This window comes from Streptomyces sp. 1114.5 (assembly GCF_003635085.1).
Lineage (GTDB): Bacteria > Actinomycetota > Actinomycetes > Streptomycetales > Streptomycetaceae > Kitasatospora.
This window is the reverse complement of the sequence record NZ_RBXE01000002.1, coordinates 1,880,866-1,896,437: the sequence shown is the minus strand read 5'-3', so window position 1 is coordinate 1,896,437 and position 15,572 is coordinate 1,880,866. Positions and strand designations below refer to the sequence as shown.

General features: G+C 75.1%; 16 protein-coding genes. 6 read left to right on the top strand and 10 right to left on the bottom strand.

Annotation, left to right across the window (positions count from 1 at the left end):
- Nucleotides 1-1,944, bottom strand: a 1,944-nt coding sequence (locus tag BX285_RS31375; protein ID WP_121178974.1) for a GAF domain-containing protein, incomplete at its 3' end; no start/stop codon positions are given.
- Between the two features lie 161 nt (nucleotides 1,945-2,105).
- On the opposite strand from BX285_RS31375, the gene BX285_RS39590 reads away from it, so the two are divergent.
- Nucleotides 2,106-2,627: a DUF4326 domain-containing protein gene (locus BX285_RS39590; protein WP_398901529.1), complete on the top strand. Its 522-nt coding sequence runs from the start codon at nucleotides 2,106-2,108 to the stop codon at nucleotides 2,625-2,627.
- Here BX285_RS39590 and BX285_RS31365 read toward each other — a convergent pair.
- The gene (locus BX285_RS31365; protein ID WP_121178972.1) at nucleotides 2,546-3,112 is read right to left on the bottom strand and encodes a Uma2 family endonuclease; all 567 of its coding nucleotides are present in this window, start codon (nucleotides 3,110-3,112) and stop codon (nucleotides 2,546-2,548) included. The genes BX285_RS39590 and BX285_RS31365 overlap by 82 nt on opposite strands.
- A 186-nt stretch (nucleotides 3,113-3,298) precedes the next feature.
- Between BX285_RS31365 and BX285_RS31360 the strand changes: the two genes are divergently transcribed.
- Nucleotides 3,299-4,618, top strand: a complete 1,320-nt coding sequence (locus BX285_RS31360; protein WP_121178971.1) for a PQQ-binding-like beta-propeller repeat protein — start codon at nucleotides 3,299-3,301, stop codon at nucleotides 4,616-4,618.
- A 114-nt stretch (nucleotides 4,619-4,732) separates the two neighbouring features.
- On the top strand, nucleotides 4,733-5,368 hold the full coding sequence (locus BX285_RS31355; protein ID WP_097234806.1) for a uridine kinase: 636 nt from the start codon (nucleotides 4,733-4,735) through the stop codon (nucleotides 5,366-5,368).
- A gap of 21 nt (nucleotides 5,369-5,389) precedes the next feature.
- Here the strand turns inward: BX285_RS31355 and BX285_RS31350 are convergent, their stop codons facing one another.
- From BX285_RS31350 to BX285_RS31330, 5 genes are all read right to left on the bottom strand, one after another.
- Nucleotides 5,390-6,223, bottom strand: a complete 834-nt coding sequence (locus tag BX285_RS31350; RefSeq protein ID WP_121178970.1) for a DNA-formamidopyrimidine glycosylase family protein — start codon at nucleotides 6,221-6,223, stop codon at nucleotides 5,390-5,392.
- 50 nt (nucleotides 6,224-6,273) lie between these two features.
- Nucleotides 6,274-6,723 carry a universal stress protein gene (locus BX285_RS31345; protein WP_097234808.1) on the bottom strand — a complete coding sequence of 150 codons (450 nt, stop codon included), beginning with the start codon at nucleotides 6,721-6,723 and terminating at the stop codon, nucleotides 6,274-6,276.
- Nucleotides 6,724-6,864: 141 nt separating this feature from the next.
- Entirely contained in the window at nucleotides 6,865-7,866 is a 1,002-nt protein-coding gene (locus BX285_RS31340) for a zinc metalloprotease (RefSeq protein ID WP_121178969.1), read from the bottom strand.
- A 105-nt stretch (nucleotides 7,867-7,971) separates the two neighbouring features.
- A complete protein-coding gene (locus BX285_RS31335) occupies nucleotides 7,972-8,676 on the bottom strand; it encodes an AAA family ATPase (RefSeq protein WP_097234810.1) in 705 nt (234 codons plus the stop codon).
- A gap of 181 nt (nucleotides 8,677-8,857) precedes the next feature.
- Complete coding sequence (locus tag BX285_RS31330) at nucleotides 8,858-9,784, bottom strand: LLM class F420-dependent oxidoreductase (protein WP_121178968.1); 927 nt, start codon at nucleotides 9,782-9,784, stop codon at nucleotides 8,858-8,860.
- Nucleotides 9,785-9,937: 153 nt separating this feature from the next.
- Here BX285_RS31330 and BX285_RS31325 point away from each other — a divergent pair, with 153 nt between their 5' ends.
- Nucleotides 9,938-10,291, top strand: coding sequence for a DUF6401 family natural product biosynthesis protein (locus tag BX285_RS31325; RefSeq protein ID WP_121178967.1), 354 nt, complete (start codon nucleotides 9,938-9,940; stop codon nucleotides 10,289-10,291).
- A gap of 16 nt (nucleotides 10,292-10,307) precedes the next feature.
- Here BX285_RS31325 and BX285_RS31320 read toward each other — a convergent pair whose 3' ends face one another.
- Nucleotides 10,308-11,114: a mechanosensitive ion channel family protein gene (locus BX285_RS31320; protein ID WP_097234812.1), complete on the bottom strand. Its 807-nt coding sequence runs from the start codon at nucleotides 11,112-11,114 to the stop codon at nucleotides 10,308-10,310.
- A 257-nt stretch (nucleotides 11,115-11,371) separates the two neighbouring features.
- Between BX285_RS31320 and BX285_RS31315 the strand changes: the two genes are divergently transcribed.
- The gene (locus BX285_RS31315) at nucleotides 11,372-12,136 is read left to right on the top strand and encodes an alpha/beta hydrolase (protein WP_259470866.1); all 765 of its coding nucleotides are present in this window, start codon (nucleotides 11,372-11,374) and stop codon (nucleotides 12,134-12,136) included.
- A 76-nt stretch (nucleotides 12,137-12,212) separates the two neighbouring features.
- Here BX285_RS31315 and BX285_RS31310 read toward each other — a convergent pair whose 3' ends face one another.
- Nucleotides 12,213-12,803 (bottom strand): isochorismatase family protein, encoded by a 591-nt coding sequence (locus tag BX285_RS31310; protein WP_121178965.1) that lies wholly within the window; start codon nucleotides 12,801-12,803, stop codon nucleotides 12,213-12,215.
- 187 nt (nucleotides 12,804-12,990) lie between these two features.
- Between BX285_RS31310 and BX285_RS31305 the strand changes: the two genes are divergently transcribed.
- Nucleotides 12,991-14,112 carry a GlxA family transcriptional regulator gene (locus BX285_RS31305; RefSeq protein WP_121178964.1) on the top strand — a complete coding sequence of 374 codons (1,122 nt, stop codon included), beginning with the start codon at nucleotides 12,991-12,993 and terminating at the stop codon, nucleotides 14,110-14,112.
- On the opposite strand, the gene BX285_RS31300 is transcribed toward BX285_RS31305, so the two are convergent.
- The gene (locus BX285_RS31300) at nucleotides 14,093-15,541 is read right to left on the bottom strand and encodes a cell wall metabolism sensor histidine kinase WalK (protein ID WP_121179104.1); all 1,449 of its coding nucleotides are present in this window, start codon (nucleotides 15,539-15,541) and stop codon (nucleotides 14,093-14,095) included. The genes BX285_RS31305 and BX285_RS31300 overlap by 20 nt on opposite strands.
- Nucleotides 15,542-15,572: the final 31 nt, after the last annotated feature.

The following is a 15,572-nucleotide window of genomic DNA, read 5'->3' as shown; positions in this document are numbered from 1 at the left end:
GACGATCACGTCGTACCAGTCGCCGCCGATCTCCATGCCCTGGGTGCCGGGCAGATAGCGGGCGGCGGTCCGGATCCCGGGCACCTCGGGCAGCCGGTGCGGCAGCAGCGCCTGCTGCAGGCCGCGGGCGAGCGCGAACTCGGCGTCGTACAGCCGGGCGCGCTCCAGGGCCTGGGCGATGAAGCCGCCCAGGGCGGTCAGCAGTCCGCGCTCCTCGGCGCTGAACGGGCGCGGCCGGTCGAAGCCGAGGATGCAGCTGCCGACCGGGCGGCCGGAGGCGATCAGCGGCAGGAAGGCCCAGGCGCCCATCTCGTCCAGGGCCAGGCCGGGGTAGGCGGCGGCGAGGTCGCGCACCGACTCGAAGAAGATCGGGGTGCCGGTGCTGAGCGTCTCCGCCCCGGGGACCCTGGCGTCGATCGGGGTGCCCTCGAAGCTGTCCAGGAAGCCGTCCGGGTAGCCGGCCTGCGAGACCAGGTTCAGGCGCTGGTCGCGCACCGCGTAGATGGCGAGCTCCTGGCCGCCGAAGGCCGGCAGGATCTCGTCGGACACCGCCCGGCAGACGTCGCGCACGGTCACGGCCTCGGTGAGCGCGCTGGCGAGCTGGAGCAGGTGGTGGGTGCCGCCGAGGCCGGCGCGGGTGACCTCCGCCGGGTCGGCCTGCGGGACGGCCGGTGCCTCGGCGCCACCGGGCCCGGACACGGCCTCGGTTCCGGGCTCCGCCCCGAACTCCGCCTCCGCCCCGGACTCGGCGGAGACCACCCGGCCGGTGACGCCGTGCGAATCCGGGTACAGCGAGAAGGCGAGCCAGCCGCCCGGCGGGCGGGCGGCCAGGAAGACGGTGGGCCGCTGGGAGACCAGGGCGGCGCGGTAGCGGTGCTCGTAGAAGGGGTCGGCGAGCCAGGGCAGCACCTCCCAGGGGTGGCGGCCGACCAGGTCCTCGCGGCGGGCCCCGAGCAGCGGCTCGGTGGCGCGGTTGGCGTAGGTGATCCGGGCGTCGAGGTCGAGCGTGAACACGCCCTCGCGCAGCCGCTCGGCGGCGGCCGCGGCGGCGGTCAGGCTCCGTAGGTCCAGGACGGCGCCGACCAGGTGGTCCCGGCCGTCGGAGATCGCCGCGGGCACCCGCGCCCACAGCTCCACCGGGTACGGCACGCGGTCCGGCCCGAGCACCCGCACCCGCGCCGCCAGCACCTCGCCCTGCTCCAGGGCGGTCCGGGCGGCGGCCCGGAACTCCGGCAGGTCCCCGGGGGCGACCCGGTGGTTCAGGGCGGCCACCGTGCCGTCGAACTCCCCCGGCCCGAAGCCGAAGATCTCCCGGAACTGCGCGTCGGCGGAGAGCGCCCCGGTGGCCACGTTCCAGTCGAACAGCCCGACCCGGGTGGTGGGCACCGACGGCGGCGGCAGCTCGACCACGGCCGCCTCGCCACCGGGCTCCACCGACTGCCCGGCCGGCTCCAACTCCGCCAGCCCGCCGCCCAGTTCGTCCGCGACGGCATCCAGCAGCGGGACCGCCGGCTCCGGCACCCCCTCGTCCGAGGCGGGCCACAGCACGCTCAGCACCCCGAACCGCTCGCGCCCGTACGAGACCGCCACGCAGGCGGAGGCGAAGTCGTACGGCAGGCCGACCGCGAGCTGCGGGAAGCGGCGCATGACGTCCTCGCTGTCGGACAGCAGGATCCGGTGCCCGGTCCGGAAGCAGACCGCGATCGGCAGCGGCCCCGCCGCCGCGATCCGCTGGAACGGGCTCATCACCGACAGCGGCACCCCCGCGATCGTGCGCAGCACCAGCGAGCGGCGGTCCCGCGAGCGCAGGTGCACCATCGCGCCGTACGCCCCGGTGGACCCGAGCACCCGGCGCACGGCCTGCGCGAGCAGTTCGTCCCGCCGGTGCTCCGCCTGCCCGGCCGTCTCCGGGACGGAGCGGGGCACCGCCCCGCGTGCCTGCACGCCGGAGCCGGGCTCCCACGGCCGGTCCGGCCCGGACCGCGCCCCAGGGGCCCCACCGGTCGCATGCGGATGGCGCATGCTCTTTTGCTACGCCGGGCCCGGAACCGTGTCAAGGCGAGCCCGCCCCGCTCCGGCTGCCGGGCCGCCCCGCTTGCACCAGCATGGACGCCATGCACGATGCCAGGCAGAGCGCACATGGCCGCACCACGGTGGTCAACCTCAAGGGCCACCGCGACGACCCCGACTACCAGGACGTCGTCTACGTCGGCCGGGCCGTGCACCGCGGAGGCTGGCACCTCGCAGAATCCCCCCTGCACTCCCCCTACCGCCCGGGCCCCGACCTCACCCGCGAGCAGATGGTCGCCGAGTACCGCGCCTACCTCCTAGCCCGCCCCGACCTGCTCGCCCTCGTCCCACCCCTGCGCGGCCACCGCCTCGGCTGCTGGTGCGCCCCGCTTCCCTGTCACGCCGACGTCCTCGCCGACCTCGCCGACCACCCCCGAAGCAGCCCTGACGGCCGCCGGACAGGGCCGTGTCCTCCGAGCCCTCAGAACCCTCCGAGCCCTCAGAGCCCTCAGAACCCTCCGAGCCCTCAGAGCCCTCAGAGCCCGGAGAGGTCCGCCTCCACCGGGTACGGCGCCACGGCCTTGACCAGCCCGGTGAACAGCTCCCCCGCCCGGTAGGAGCCCTCGGCCGCGTCCAGCACGTAGGTGTGGACGATCGGCACCCGGCCGGCGGCCTGCTCCACCCGCCAGTAGAACGGGATGCCCGCCCTGGCGTACTGGTCCAGCTTGACCACGCGGTCGGTGGTCTCCGAGCCGGGAGAGACGACCTCGACCAGCAGCAGCACGTGGTCGGGCCTGGTCGGCGACTCGTCGATCGTGTCCGCCCGGTAGACCACCACGTCCGGGCGACGGTTGTTCAGCGGCACGTCCTGCAGCCGGACGTCGAAGTCGGTGTCGGCGTTCCACTCCGCGCCGCCCGCCTCGTCCAGGGCGTTCGCCAGGAACCGGGCGAGCCGGTTGTGCCGCTTGGAAGCGCTCGGGGACACGACCACCATCCCGTCGACGATCTCGATGCCCGCGCACTGCTCGTCGGTCCAGGAGTCGTACTGCTCACTGGTGATCTGCCGATGCATCCACTCGGGTGCGATCATCTCGGCCGTCACGGCGTACCTCCCCTGGGCTGCTGGGCGGGCCTGCGTGCTGGGTGCTGCGTGCCGGGCGCCGGGCGCCGACTGTGTGGCACAGCCTAGTACCGGCGCTGTGCGGGTTCCGGACGGTTCGGGGGCTGTTCGATATCCTCCGGGCGAGTGGTGGGGCGAGGCCGCCGCCGGTGGGGAAGTGGGAGCGGTATGGAGTCGCCGTCGTCCGAGGGGGCTGCGCGCGGGGCTTCGTGGGAGTGGGACGGGGAGGCCGGCGACGGGGGCGAGGCACCCGGCGACGTCATCGGGGGCGGCGGGGACGGGCCGTGGCTGGACCGGCGCCGGGTGCTGATCGGGGCCGGGGTGCTCGCGGCGGGCGCGGCCGTGTGGGCGTTCGGCCGTTCGGGTGCGGGCGATGCGCTGCCCGCGCCGAAGCCGTCCAGGCCCGAGCCCACCGCGCTCTCCGGGCCGACTCCGGTCTGGACCTACCGCGGGCCCGAGGCGATGACCCCGGAACGGCTCACCGACCCGCCGGGCCGCCCGGTCTACCTGTCCAAGAGCGGCCTGCAGGTCCTCGACCCGGCCCAGGGCACCGCCGCCCGGCTGCTGGTCTTCGACCCGCCGGCCACCCGGGACTGGCCGAGCGACCTCGACATGCTCGGCAAGGTCGTGATCGGGCCCGACCGCCTCTTCACCACCACCTACGAGGGCCACCTCGAAGCCCGCCACTTCACCGACCCCGCCGCCGACTGGAGCCTGCCGCTGCCCGAAGAGCTGCAGGGCCACCAGACCCGGCTCAGCGGCTACGACCGCGGCGTCCTCTACGGCCACTCCTGGAGCTACCCCCACGAGGTCGACAGCCGGCCGCAGAGCCGCCTGTTCGCGCTCAGGGTCGCCGACCGCAGCTTCCTGTGGAACGTCCCCACCGACACCGAGGAGCAGCCGATCACCCCCGCCACGACCGGCGCCAACCTCCTGGCCTGCGTCCGCTTCCTCGGCAACCGGGCCGAGCTGGTGGCCCGGGACGCCGCCACCGGCCGCCAGCTGTGGACCGCCGGCGGCGACGAGGACCTGCGCTGGTGCGCCACCGGCCCGCAGGAGGTCTACGTGCCCGACGGAAACGGCGGGGTGCGCATGCTCCGCCCCACCGGGGAGCCGGGCTGGACCTACTCCCCCGCCCGGGGCGAGTCCTGGCGGGCGCTGCCGCCCGTCCCCGACGGCCCCCGCGTGTACGTCGCCCGCGACCAGGGCATCGTCACCTGCCACGACGCGAGCACCGGTGCGGTGCTGTGGTCCTGCCGGCTGCCGTTCCTGCTGGACCGCCGCAGCCATCCGGTGGTCGCCGGCAGGACGCTGTTCGTCCCGGGCACGGCGGCCGGCGGGGTCACCGCGATCCACACCTCCACCGGCGAGCCGGTCTGGACCTTCCGCGACTCCGGCCCGGGCCGGGACGTCTGGACCCTCGCCTCCGACGCGGTCCACCTCTACGCGGGCCACGACGACGTCCTGCACGCCCTCCCGCTCGGCTGAGCCGAGCCGAGCTGAACTGATCTGAACTGAACTGAACTGAGCCGAGCTGAGCTCCGCGAGCTGAGCCTGAAACAAGCCGAGCCGAACGACTCCACGAAACGGCAGGACGACCCGATGCGGATCCGCCCGATCTCCCCCGACAACCTGGCCGAACTGCTCGCCGACCGCATCACCGCGCTGCCCGACGCCGCCGGGCGCCGGCTGCGGGTGGCCGTGGACGGCGCCGGGGCCGCCCGGCCCGGGGACCTCGCCGACGCCCTGGTGGAACCGCTGCGGCTGCGCGGCCGGCCGACGCTGCGGGTCTCGGCGGCGGACTTCCTGCGCCCGGCCTCGATCCGGCTGGAGTACGGCCACCACGACGCGGACGCCTTCCACGACCTCTGGCTGGACGACGGCGCCCTGCTGCGCGAAGTCCTCGACCCGCTGGAGCCGGGCGGCAGCGGCCGCGTGCTGCCCTCCCTGCGCGACCCGGTCACCGACCGCGCCACCCGCGCCCCGTACGTCGAACTACCGCCGAACGGCGTGCTGTTGCTGGACGGCCCGCTGCTGCTGGGCCGCTGGCTGCCGCTGGACCTGAGCGTCCACCTCGCCGTCACCCCGGCCGCCCTGGCCCGCCGCACCCCTGCCGACCAGCAGTGGACCCTCCCGGCCTTCGCCCGCTACGAGGCCGAGACCGTCCCGGCCGAACTCGCCGACCTCACCATCCGGATGGACGACCCCCGCCACCCCGCCCTGGTCGAACAGGCCTGACCGGCCGACGCACTGCCCGGATCACCGCCCCCGCGAACGCCCCCTGCTCCGGCGGGCCGCCTCCGGGGCGGGCCCGCGCTGGCAGTACGGGCACCAGAACACCGAGCGGTCCTGCGGGGGCGCGCCCTGACGCCCGGTCACCACGGGGGTGACGCAGCGCGGGCAGGGCCGGCCCGCCCGGCCGTAGACCCAGTGCTGGTAGCCGGGCCTGGTGTCGCCGGTGGTGATGTGGCCCGGGCGCAGCTTGTTGGCCTCCAGCATCTGCCGGGCGCGCTCCACCAGCCGGTCGGGGTGCGGGAGTTGGCCGACCTCGGTCCACGGCGTCACACCGGCCACGAAGCACAGCTCGTTGGCGTAGACGTTGCCGATCCCGGCCAGGTTGCGCTGGTCGAGGAGGGCTTCGATGACCGGGCGGCCCGGGTGGGCGAGGAGGCGGCGGACGGCCTCGACCGGATCCCAGTCGGGGCCGAGCAGGTCGGGCCCGAGGTGGCCGACGGCGCGCTGTTCGTCGGTGGTGCGCAGCAGCTCGACGACCGGGAGCCGGTAGCCGACGGCGGTGCCCCGGTCGGTGGCGAGGACGGCGCGGATCTGCCAGGCGGGGCCGCCGGTCCAGCGCTCGCCGGGGCCGTAGACCTCCCAGCGGCCGTCCATCCGCAGGTGGGTGTGCAGGGTGAGGCCGCCTTCGAGGCGGGTGGGCAGGTGCTTGCCGCGCGGGGCGACCTCCAGCACCCGGCGCCCGGCGAGTTCGGCGGTCGCGTGCGCGGGCACCCGCAGGTCGGCGCTGGTCAGCAGCTGCCCGGCAAGGGCCTCGTGCAGCCGGGCCGCCACGCGGTAGACGGAGTCACCTTCTGGCATGTCTCCATCCTCTCCCGCACGGCGGCCCGGCGACGACCGGCCCGGGTCTGCTAGTGAGCGGCCTGCCCCTCCCGGACGACGACGACCGGGCACGGTGCGTGCTCGGTGAGGTGGCGGCTGACCGAGCCGAGCAGCACGCCGGAGAACCCGCCGAGGCCGCGGCTGCCGACCACCAGCAGCGCCGCACCCTTGGCCGCCTCCAGCAGGACGGTGGCCGCGCTGCCCGGCATCACGGTCTCGCTGATCCGCACGCCGGGGTCGTCCCCGACCACCTTGGCGACGCTCCCGGAGAGGGTCTTGCCGGCAAGCTCCTCGGGGTTGAAGGTCTCGACGGTCGGCACGCCCTGCCCGGCCCAGCCGTAGAAGGCGGGGTACTCCCAGGCGGCGATCGCGCTGATCGTCCCGCCGACGGCCTTCGCGTAGTCGACGGCCCAGCGCAGCGCCTGCTCCGAGGCGGGCGAGCCGTCGACGCCGACGACGATCCGGGGAATGGCACTCATGCCCTGCTCCTTCGGTTGCTCCTGCTGCTGGTTGGTGCTGGTTGGTGCTGCACGGTGCTGATTGGTGCTGGACGGTGCGCCGGTCGGGGCGCCCGGTCGACCCCCTCCGGACCCGGCTCGGGGAGGTCAGCTACTACCGATTCAACTGCGGTATGCGGCCCATGAGTTGGCCATCCGCTGGACCTGTCCGGGGGTGAACCGGCTCATGCAGGAGTCGTAGCTGTAGTCCATGAAGTTGTGAATCGGGTCGAGCCCGGGGGTGGGGCAGGTGTCGCGGCCCGCGGGGCAGCCGAAGGCGGCGCTGCGCTCGGACGGGGTGTCGTCGACGTAGTCGCCCGGGGCCAGGCAGCCGCCCTGGAAGGTGTGGAAGAGGCCGAGCCAGTGGCCGATCTCGTGGGTGGCGGTGTTGCCCTGGTCGTAGTGGGTGGCGGAGCCGCCGGGCAGGGAGGCGTCGAGCACGACCACGCCGTCGTCGGTCGGGTTGGCCTGGTACGCGTTCGGGAAGGTCGACCAGCCGAGCAGGCCCTGGCCGAGCCGGGCGGTGTAGAGGTTGAGGGTGCCCCGGCCGCCCTTGCGCAGGCTGGTCTTCATCGCCTGCTCGGCCGCCGAGCCGGGGGTCATGCCGGTGTACCAGGCGCCGTTGTCGGTCCAGTCGGTGCCGGCCAGCTCGAAGTGGAACGGGGTCGGGGTGTTGCCCTCACCCTGGCCGCCGTAGGTGGCGTTGAGGTGGTCGATCTGGGCGGCGACGGCGCCCGCGTCCAGCTTCCCGGCGTCCCCGGCGTGGATCACGTGCAGGTAGACCGGGACGGTGGTCGCGGCGCCGATCTCCGTACGGGCGGCGCGGAGCCGGGCAAGGCGCTCGTCGAGGTCGGCCTGCATCGCCCGGGCCGTGGCGGCGGTGACGGCGTTCGGGTCCTTCCCGGCCTGGCTCCCGGCCGACCTGCGGGCGGCGGCCCCGACAGCCGTGCTGCCCTCGGAGGCTACGTCGGCCTCGCACCCGGTCGTCGGGGCCACGGCGACGGCGGCACGCTGCGGGGCCGTCGCCGGTGCCACGAACTGGCTCAGGCCGGCGACAGCGACCAGCGCCGCGGCACAGGGGAACAGGCGGGGGGCACGCGAGCGCACCCGGACGGAACGACGCATCAGCGCTCCTGACAGGGGAGTTGACGGAGTCTCGACCACGCCCGGCGGGCCAGGGCGGGTCCGACGATTCCCGCCGGCGCGGTGCCCGGCGCGGACTCGCCGAGACTACGACGCCGTGAAGTCGATCTCCCGCAGGGCGCGCGCGGCGGCCCGGTCGAGTACCACGGCGGACGCACAGTCGGCCGGCAGCCGCCCGGCCCCGAGGATCCGCTCGCGCAGCCGGGCCGCCACGGCCCGGTGCCGGGCGAAGGCGTAGCGGGAGACGGTGCGCCCGCGCCGCCGCTGCCCGTCCAGCGCCTCGGCCGGGTCGGCGTCGAGCAGCAGCAGGTGCACCCGGCGGCCCTGCCCGGCGGCGGCCCGGGCGAGCCAGGCCCGCACCCAGGGCAGCGTGCCGCAGTCGTGCACCACCAACGGGCCGCCGGCCAGCACGGCGCGGCGCAGCCGCCGGTAGTGCGCGAGCCGGGCGAGCGGGCGGTAGAGCGCGTACGGGAGGCGGCCGGGCAGCCGGGCCGCATACTCCTCGCGCACCAGCTGGGAGTCGATCATCGGGGCGCGCACACAGCGGCGCATCAGGGTGCTCTTGCCGCTGCCGGGCAGGCCGGTGACGACCAGCAGGTCCCCGGCGGGGTAGCGCAGGGCCGCCGGGCCGGGGCCGCGCAGCTCGTGCAGGACGGGCGCATCGTGCGCGGGCGGCAGGACGACGCGGTCCCCGGCGGGGCGCGGCGGCGGCACCCGTGGCACCGCCGCCGCGCGCACCGTTCTCGTCCCGCCCACCGGTTCTCCCCCCGCCGTTCGCCTGCTCAGGAGCATGGCGCATTCCCAAGAGCGAGTAAAGGGCGGAGGTCACGGCGGGCCCGGCCGGGCCGGTCCTGTTGCAGGACCGGGCCCGTTTCCGGACCCGGCCGTCACGGAACCGGCCTGCACGCAACGGGCCGGTCGGGACCCGGCCCACACGGAATCGGCCGGTCGGGCGCCGGCCTGCTCCCGTTCGTCAGCCGAGCTGCGGGGCGATCCGGGTGGCGATCAGCTCCAGGTGGTCGAGGTCGGCCAGGTCGAGGATCTGCAGGTAGATCCGCTCGCTGCCGACGGCCGCGTACCGGCCGATCTTCTCGGCCACCTCGTCCGGGGTGCCGGCCAGGCCGTTGGCCTTCAGCTCGTCCACGTCCCGGCCGATGGCGGCGGCCCGGCGGGCCACCTCGGCGTCGTCCCGGCCGACGCAGGCGACCAGGGCGTTGGAGTAGACCAGGGCGTCGGCCGGGCGCCCGGCCTGCTCGACGGCGGCGCGGACCCGGCCGAACTGGGCGGCGGAGTCGTCCACCGAGGCGAACGGCAGGTTGAACTCGTCGGCGAAGCGGGCGGCCAGGGCCGGGGTGCGCTTGGGGCCGAGGCCGCCGACCAGCACCGGGATGCGGTCCTGGGCGGGCTTGGGCAGCGCGGGCGAGTCGGTCAGCGTGTAGTACTGCCCGGCGAAGTCGAAGGTGTCGCCGAGCTTGGTGTTCCACAGGCCGGTGATGATCGCCAGCTGCTCCTCCAGCCGCCCGAACTTCTCCTTGGGGAAGGGGATGCCGTAGGCGGTGTGCTCGGCCTCGTACCAGCCGGCGCCGAGGCCGAACTCGACCCGGCCGCCGCTCATCGCGTCGACCTGGGCGACCTGGATCGCGGTGACGCCCGGCAGCCGGAAGGTGGCGGCGGTCATCAGGGTGCCCAGGCGGATGGTGCTGGTGTCGCGGGCGAGCCCGGCCAGGGTGATCCAGGCGTCGGTGGGGCCGGGCAGGCCGTCGACGTTGCCCATCTTCAGGTAGTGGTCGGAGCGGAAGAAGGCGCTGAAGGCACCGAGTTCCTCGGCGGTGCGGGCGACCTTCAGGAGGGTGTCGTAGCTCGCGCCCTGCTGGGGTTCGGTGAAGATGCGAAGATCCATGCGGGCCATTCTGGTGCAGACCACCGGTCCGTGGACGCAGGGAACCGGCCGGACCACGGAACGTACCGGCCACCGGGCGCGGGTGGCCAAGGTCTCAGCACGGAAGCGTCACGGCGTTGCGATCCCGCCGCCGGGCTCGCCTACCGTGGACGGATGTTCGCGACCCCCGACGAATCCTTCCGGCGCTCCCCCGGCGAGCCGGCCGGCTGCCCGCTGCCCGGCATCGTGACGGCGTTCACGCCCCGGCTGGCCGAGTTCGCCTTCGAGCCCGGCTTCGTCGCGGCGGTCGACCAGCACGCGGCGATGCTGCGCGAGCTGCTGTACGCGCAGGGGCCAGAGCTGGCGCCCCGGCCCCTGGACCGTGAGGAACTGGCGGACTACGCGCTCGGCTTCCTGGACGCGCTCATCGAGATCGGCTGGCGGGAGCCGGTCGGCTACGACTACGCCGTGCTCCGGCTGACCGCGATCTGCTGGCTGGTGCGCGAGCAGGGCCTGTTGGAGGTCTGAAGCCCCCGCACCCCCGTCAGCGGCTCTCGCCGGGGTCGATGCCCGGGGCCGGCGGGGCGCCCGGGCCGGTCTGGGTGGTCGGCCGGATCGGCTGGTTGGCCAGGGCGTCGGTGCGGCCGGCCTGGTAGGCGCTGCCGCGCAGCCGGGCGGTCTCCTGCTCGGCGCTGTCCAGCCACCGCTCCCAGCGCTGGCGCATCGGCATGATCAGACCGCCGCCGACGCCGACCACCAGCACCCCGGCGATCGTGGCGAGCGCGGCGATCAGCACCGGCCCGGTGATCGCGGTGGCGATCCCGGCCTGGCCCAGCGCGGCGATCGCCCCGAGGCCGACGATGAACGCCCAGACCAGGGTGGAGACCGTCCGGCCGTACGAGGCGCCGGAGAGCGAGTTGCCGACGATGTCGCGCGCGCCGTTGGCGATGGCCATCGCGACCACCATGATCACGACGGCGACGATGGCCCGGGGCAGCCAGGCGACGATGCTGTGGATCATCACGCTGATCGGGTTCGGGCCGAAGACGCCGAACGCCAGCTGCAGGGCCATCAGCAGGACGATGTAGTAGACGACCTTGCAGATGATGCCGGTCATGTCGTACTTCGAGCCGGCCAGGCGGGCGGCCACCCCGGACCGCGCGGCGACCCGTTCCGAACCGACCCGGCGCAGCACCCGGTCGAGCAGCCTGGCGATGGCCTTCGCCACGAACCAGCCGATGACCAGGATCGCCAGGAAGGCGATGAACTGCGGAATGACCTTCGCAATCTTGGACCAGGCCTGGGTGAAGCCCGACCCGAAGTCGACGGAGAGTGCGAGTTGCTGAGCCACGGAGTCCTCCACTCGGTGACACGGCGCCACGAGCGGGCGCCGCAGGCCCCCCGCCCTTCGTGGATAGCAGGCGGCCGACCCTGCCGCCCGCGCCCGGTGTCCGGGATGGTTCCCTCGGGTGAACGATCCGTCCGTCCGCCCCGTTACAGTGGCGGTCCGGAGGACGGACGGCGGACGAGCGACGGCGGACGGCCGGGCTACGGGCTACGGGCTACGGGCTACGGACGATGCGGCGGGACGGACGGGACGGTGCGGCAGTGAGCGGTACGGCGGCGGACAGCGCGGTGGGACACCGGGCGCTGCACTGGCGGATCCGCCCGGAACGGGCCCGGGCCGCCGTCCTGGTGCTGCACGGCGGCGAGGAGCACAACCTCGACCGGCCGGGCCTGCTCAACCTCCCGCTGCTGCGGATGCACGGCTTCCTGCGCGCGCTCACCCGGGCGACGGTCGGCGCCGAGGTGGCCGTCGGCACCGTCCGCTACCGCCACCGCGGCTGGAACGGCCCCCGCGCCGATGCCGCCCGGGACGCGGTCGCCGCGCTCGACGAACTGGCCGCGCAGCTGGGGCCGGTGCCGACCGTCCTGATCGGCCACTCGATGGGCGGACGCGCCGCGCTGCAGGCCGGCGGGCACCCGTCCGTCACCGGCCTGATCGCCCTCGCCCCCTGGTGCCCGGCCCAGGACCCGTGCGAACAGCTGGCCGGCCGGGACGTGCTGATGCTGCACGGCGACCGCGACACCGTCACCCCGCCCGCCGACACCCGCGCCTTCGCCGCCCGCAGCCGCGCCGCCGGCGCCCGCGTCTGCGGCTACACCGTCACCGGCAGCGGCCACGCCATGCTGCAGCGCGTCCCCGACTGGCACCGGGCCACCACCCGCCTCACCACCGCCCTCCTCGGCCTCCACCCGCTGCCCGCCGAGACCGCCTCCGCCCTCACCCTCCCGCCCGCCTCCCCCGAGGCCCTGACCCTCCCCCTTCCCCGGCAACCCCGCCGGAGCCCGGCCCGCCCGGCCACGCCCTGAGCCACCACGAGGTGTCGGGTTGTCGGACACGCCCCATGGGCCTGTCCGGCGGATGGGCCGGGACGACCCGGTGGCGTCAGGCGAGGTCGGCCGGCGACTCCACGACGACGCCGTAGAGGTCCCCGATCGTCGCCAGTGCGCTCCGGTGCACCTGGGCGGCGGTCAGCTCGGTGCCCGCCGACGGCAGCGGCCGGGTCGCGGAGGCGGCAGCGACGACGGTCGGGCGGTGGCCGCGCAGGAAGGCGCCGGCTGTGGTGAAGGTGACGCACATGTGGGTCATGAAGCCGGCGATGACGACGTCCTGGTGGCCGGCCGCCTCCAGCAGTTCGCCCAGCTCGGTGCCGACGAAGGCGTCCGGGACCGTCTTGACCACCACCCGCTCGCCCTCGGCGGGCGCCACGCTCGGGTGGATCTGCCCGATCTCGGCCCGGATGTCGTACGGGGTGCCCTCGCCGCCGTCGTTGATCACGTGGATGACGGTGGCGCCGGCCGCCCTGGCCCGGGCGAGCAGGTCGGCGGCGGCGTCCAGCGCCTCCTGCCAGCCCTCCAGTTCCATCACGCCGCGCACGTAGGTGTTCTGGTAGTCGATCAGGATCAGGGTCGAGTCGGCGAGGGATGCGGGCTTCTCGTCGAGTCCGTTGAGGGTGCGCAGGGTCGTCGTGGGCACAGTGGTGCCGCCTTTCGCGTTCCGGAGGAGGGTTTCTGCAGGTCACGCCTGGTGCGGCGGCCTTCGAAAACGCTACGGCCGGTGCTCCTGTGTCCGCAATGCCATCTAACATGCAGATTCCGACATCGACTCCGGTGTCGGGTCCGACAGCGGTCCGACAGCGGTGCCGCAGATCGAGGGGGCACTCATGGAAGCCGAACCGGCCCGGCGGCTGATCGTCATCGTCCTGTTCGAGGGCGTCGACCTGCTCGACGTGACCGGGCCGCCCGAGGTGTTCTCGCTGGTCCGGCGGGAAACCGGGGACGCGACCGGTTACCGGGTCGTCCTCGCCGCCGAGACCACCGCGCCGGTCACCACCGCGGCGGGCGTGCGCATCCTGCCCGACCTCACCTTCGACGAGGCCGCCGGGAGCGGGATCGACACCCTGCTGGTGCCCGGCTCGGTCGAGGTGGACGACCTCCGCCGGGTCCGTGCGCTCACCGACCCGGCGGTGGTCGAGCGGGTCCGCGCACTGACCGCCCGCTCGCGCCGGGTGGCCAGCGTCTGCGTCGGCGCGCACCTGCTCGCCGCGGCCGGACTGCTGGACGGCAAGCGCGCCACCACGCACTGGTCGACGGCCGGCCAACTCGCCGCCGAGCACCCGCAGATCGAGGTGGACGCCGACCCGATCTTCATCCGCCAGGGCGAGGTGTGGACGGGCGCGGGGATCAGCGCCTGCCTGGACCTCTCGCTCGCCCTGGTCGCCGAGGACTTCGGCGAGGAGCTGGCCCTGCGGGTCGCCCGTCAGCTGGTGATGTACCTCAAACGCCCCAGCGGTCAGAGCCAGTTCAGCGTCCCGCTGGAACCCGTCTCGACCACCCGGCGGGTCGAGGAGCTGCGCCACCACATCCTGCGCAACCTCACCGGCCGGCTCACCGTCCCCGACCTCGCCGCCCACGCCCACGTCAGCGAACGGCAGTTGACCCGGATCTTCAAGACCGAGCTGGGCACCACCCCGAACGCCTACGTCGAGTCGGCCCGGGTCGAACGCGCCCGCCACCAGCTGGAGTCGGGGGACGCCACGCTGGAACGCATCGCCGCCGCCTGCGGGTTCGGCAGCACGGACACCCTCGTCCGGGCCTTCCGCCGCCGGCTCGGCACCACGCCGACCGACTACCGCCAGCGCTTCCGCACGGCCACCGCCGCGCCTGTCGGCGTTTCGACGGGCACCGCCGCAACGGACGGCGGGGGCACGACCGGGGAAGTCACGACCGGAGAGGCCACGGCAGGAGAGGTCACGGCAGGAGAGGTCACGGCAGGCGGACGGTGAACACCGTACGGCCGGGCCGGCTGGCCGCCTCCACCGTGCCGCCGTGCGCCCGCACCACGGCCCGGACGATCGCCAGCCCGAGCCCGGTCGAGCCGGTGGCCCGGGAGCGGGCCCGGTCGCCCCGGACGAAGCGCTCGAAGACCCGGCCCACCAGGTCAGGCGCGATCCCCGGGCCGTCGTCCGTCACGCTCAACTCGGCCTGACCGCCGTCCCCTTCGCGCCGGAGCCGGAGCTCGACCCCGGTGCCGGACGGGGTGTGGGTGCGGGCGTTGGCCAGCAGGTTGGCCACCACCTGGCTCAGCCGGTGCCCGTCCCCGCGCACCAGCACCGGGTCCTCGGGGAGTACGAGGCGCCAGCGGTGCCCCGGCCCGGCGGCCCGGGCGTCGGCCACGGCGTCGAGGGCGATCCTGGTCAGGTCCACCTCCTCCGCGGCCAGCGGGCGGCCCGCGTCCAGCCGGGCGAGCAGCAGCAGGTCCTCGACGATCGCGCCCATCCGCACCGCCTCGGCGTCGATCCGCTCCAACGAGTGCCGCACCGGCGCCGGCACCGGCCCGGGGTGGCGCAGCGCCAGCTCGGCGTGGCCGCGCACGGCCGCGACCGGGGTGCGCAGCTCGTGGCTGGCGTCGGCGGCGAAGGCGCGCAGCCGCTCCTCCACCGTGTGGCGGCGGGCCAGGGCGTCGCCGACGTGGCCGAGCATCCGGTTGAGCGCCGCGCCGACCCGGCCGACCTCGGTACGCGGATCGTCGTCCGGGACGCGCTCGGCCAGCAGGACCTCACCGCTGGCGAGCGGCATCGCACTGACCCGCTCGGCCATCCCCACCACCCGCCGCAGCGGGCGCAGCGACCAGCGGACCCAGAGCGCCCCGGCCGAGCCGGCCGCCGCGACGGCGATCGCGAAGACCGTCAGCTCCAGGGTCTCCAGCCGCCGGACGGTGTCCTCCGCCGGTCGCAGCGGCAGTCCGCTGACCAGCACGTCGCCGTCCCGGCCCGCGACCGCCCGTACCCGGTAGTGGCCCTGGGCGTCGCCCAGGTCGAGGGTGCCGGCCGTGCCGCCGACCGGCAGGGCGGCCAGCAGCCGCTGCTGGGCGGGGGTGAAGGTGACCCGGTCGTCCTCGTCGTCGGGGGCGTCCGCGTCGTCGGCGTCGCCGTCGACCACGCCCGCCGCGGTGATCCGGCCGCCGAGCAGCCGTACGCCGAGGGTTCCCGGGGTCTGCGCCCGGGTGTCGGGGCCGACGCCCTGGCCGGCGTGCTCCAGGCTCGCGGCGTAGCGGCCGCCGGACTCGGCGAGCTGCTGGTCGAGGCGGTCGACCAGGAAGTGGCGCAGCGCGGCGGTGGTGGCGAAGCCGACGGCGGCGCAGGTGACGACGAGCAGCACCAGCAGGCCGGCGATCAGTCGGGCGCGCAGCGTGCGGGGCGTCACGGCGCGCAGTTTCACGGCCAGCGGGTTCCGGGGGCGGGGC

Bases quoted from the DNA above. Each gene is read 5' to 3' on its own strand.
- BX285_RS31355 (WP_097234806.1), top strand. From the start codon at position 4,733: ATGCGGATCCGCCCGATCTCCCCCGACAACCTGGCCGAACTGCTCGCC.
- BX285_RS31305 (WP_121178964.1), top strand. From the start codon at position 12,991: ATGGAAGCCGAACCGGCCCGGCGGCTGATCGTCATCGTCCTGTTCGAG.
- BX285_RS31360 (WP_121178971.1), top strand. From the start codon at position 3,299: ATGGAGTCGCCGTCGTCCGAGGGGGCTGCGCGCGGGGCTTCGTGGGAG.
- BX285_RS31345 (WP_097234808.1), bottom strand. From the start codon at position 6,723: ATGAGTGCCATTCCCCGGATCGTCGTCGGCGTCGACGGCTCGCCCGCC.
- BX285_RS31325 (WP_121178967.1), top strand. From the start codon at position 9,938: ATGTTCGCGACCCCCGACGAATCCTTCCGGCGCTCCCCCGGCGAGCCG.
- BX285_RS31350 (WP_121178970.1), bottom strand. From the start codon at position 6,223: ATGCCAGAAGGTGACTCCGTCTACCGCGTGGCGGCCCGGCTGCACGAG.
- BX285_RS31330 (WP_121178968.1), bottom strand. From the start codon at position 9,784: ATGGATCTTCGCATCTTCACCGAACCCCAGCAGGGCGCGAGCTACGAC.
- BX285_RS31335 (WP_097234810.1), bottom strand. From the start codon at position 8,676: ATGCTCCTGAGCAGGCGAACGGCGGGGGGAGAACCGGTGGGCGGGACG.
- BX285_RS31340 (WP_121178969.1), bottom strand. From the start codon at position 7,866: ATGCGTCGTTCCGTCCGGGTGCGCTCGCGTGCCCCCCGCCTGTTCCCC.
- BX285_RS39590 (WP_398901529.1), top strand. From the start codon at position 2,106: ATGGACGCCATGCACGATGCCAGGCAGAGCGCACATGGCCGCACCACG.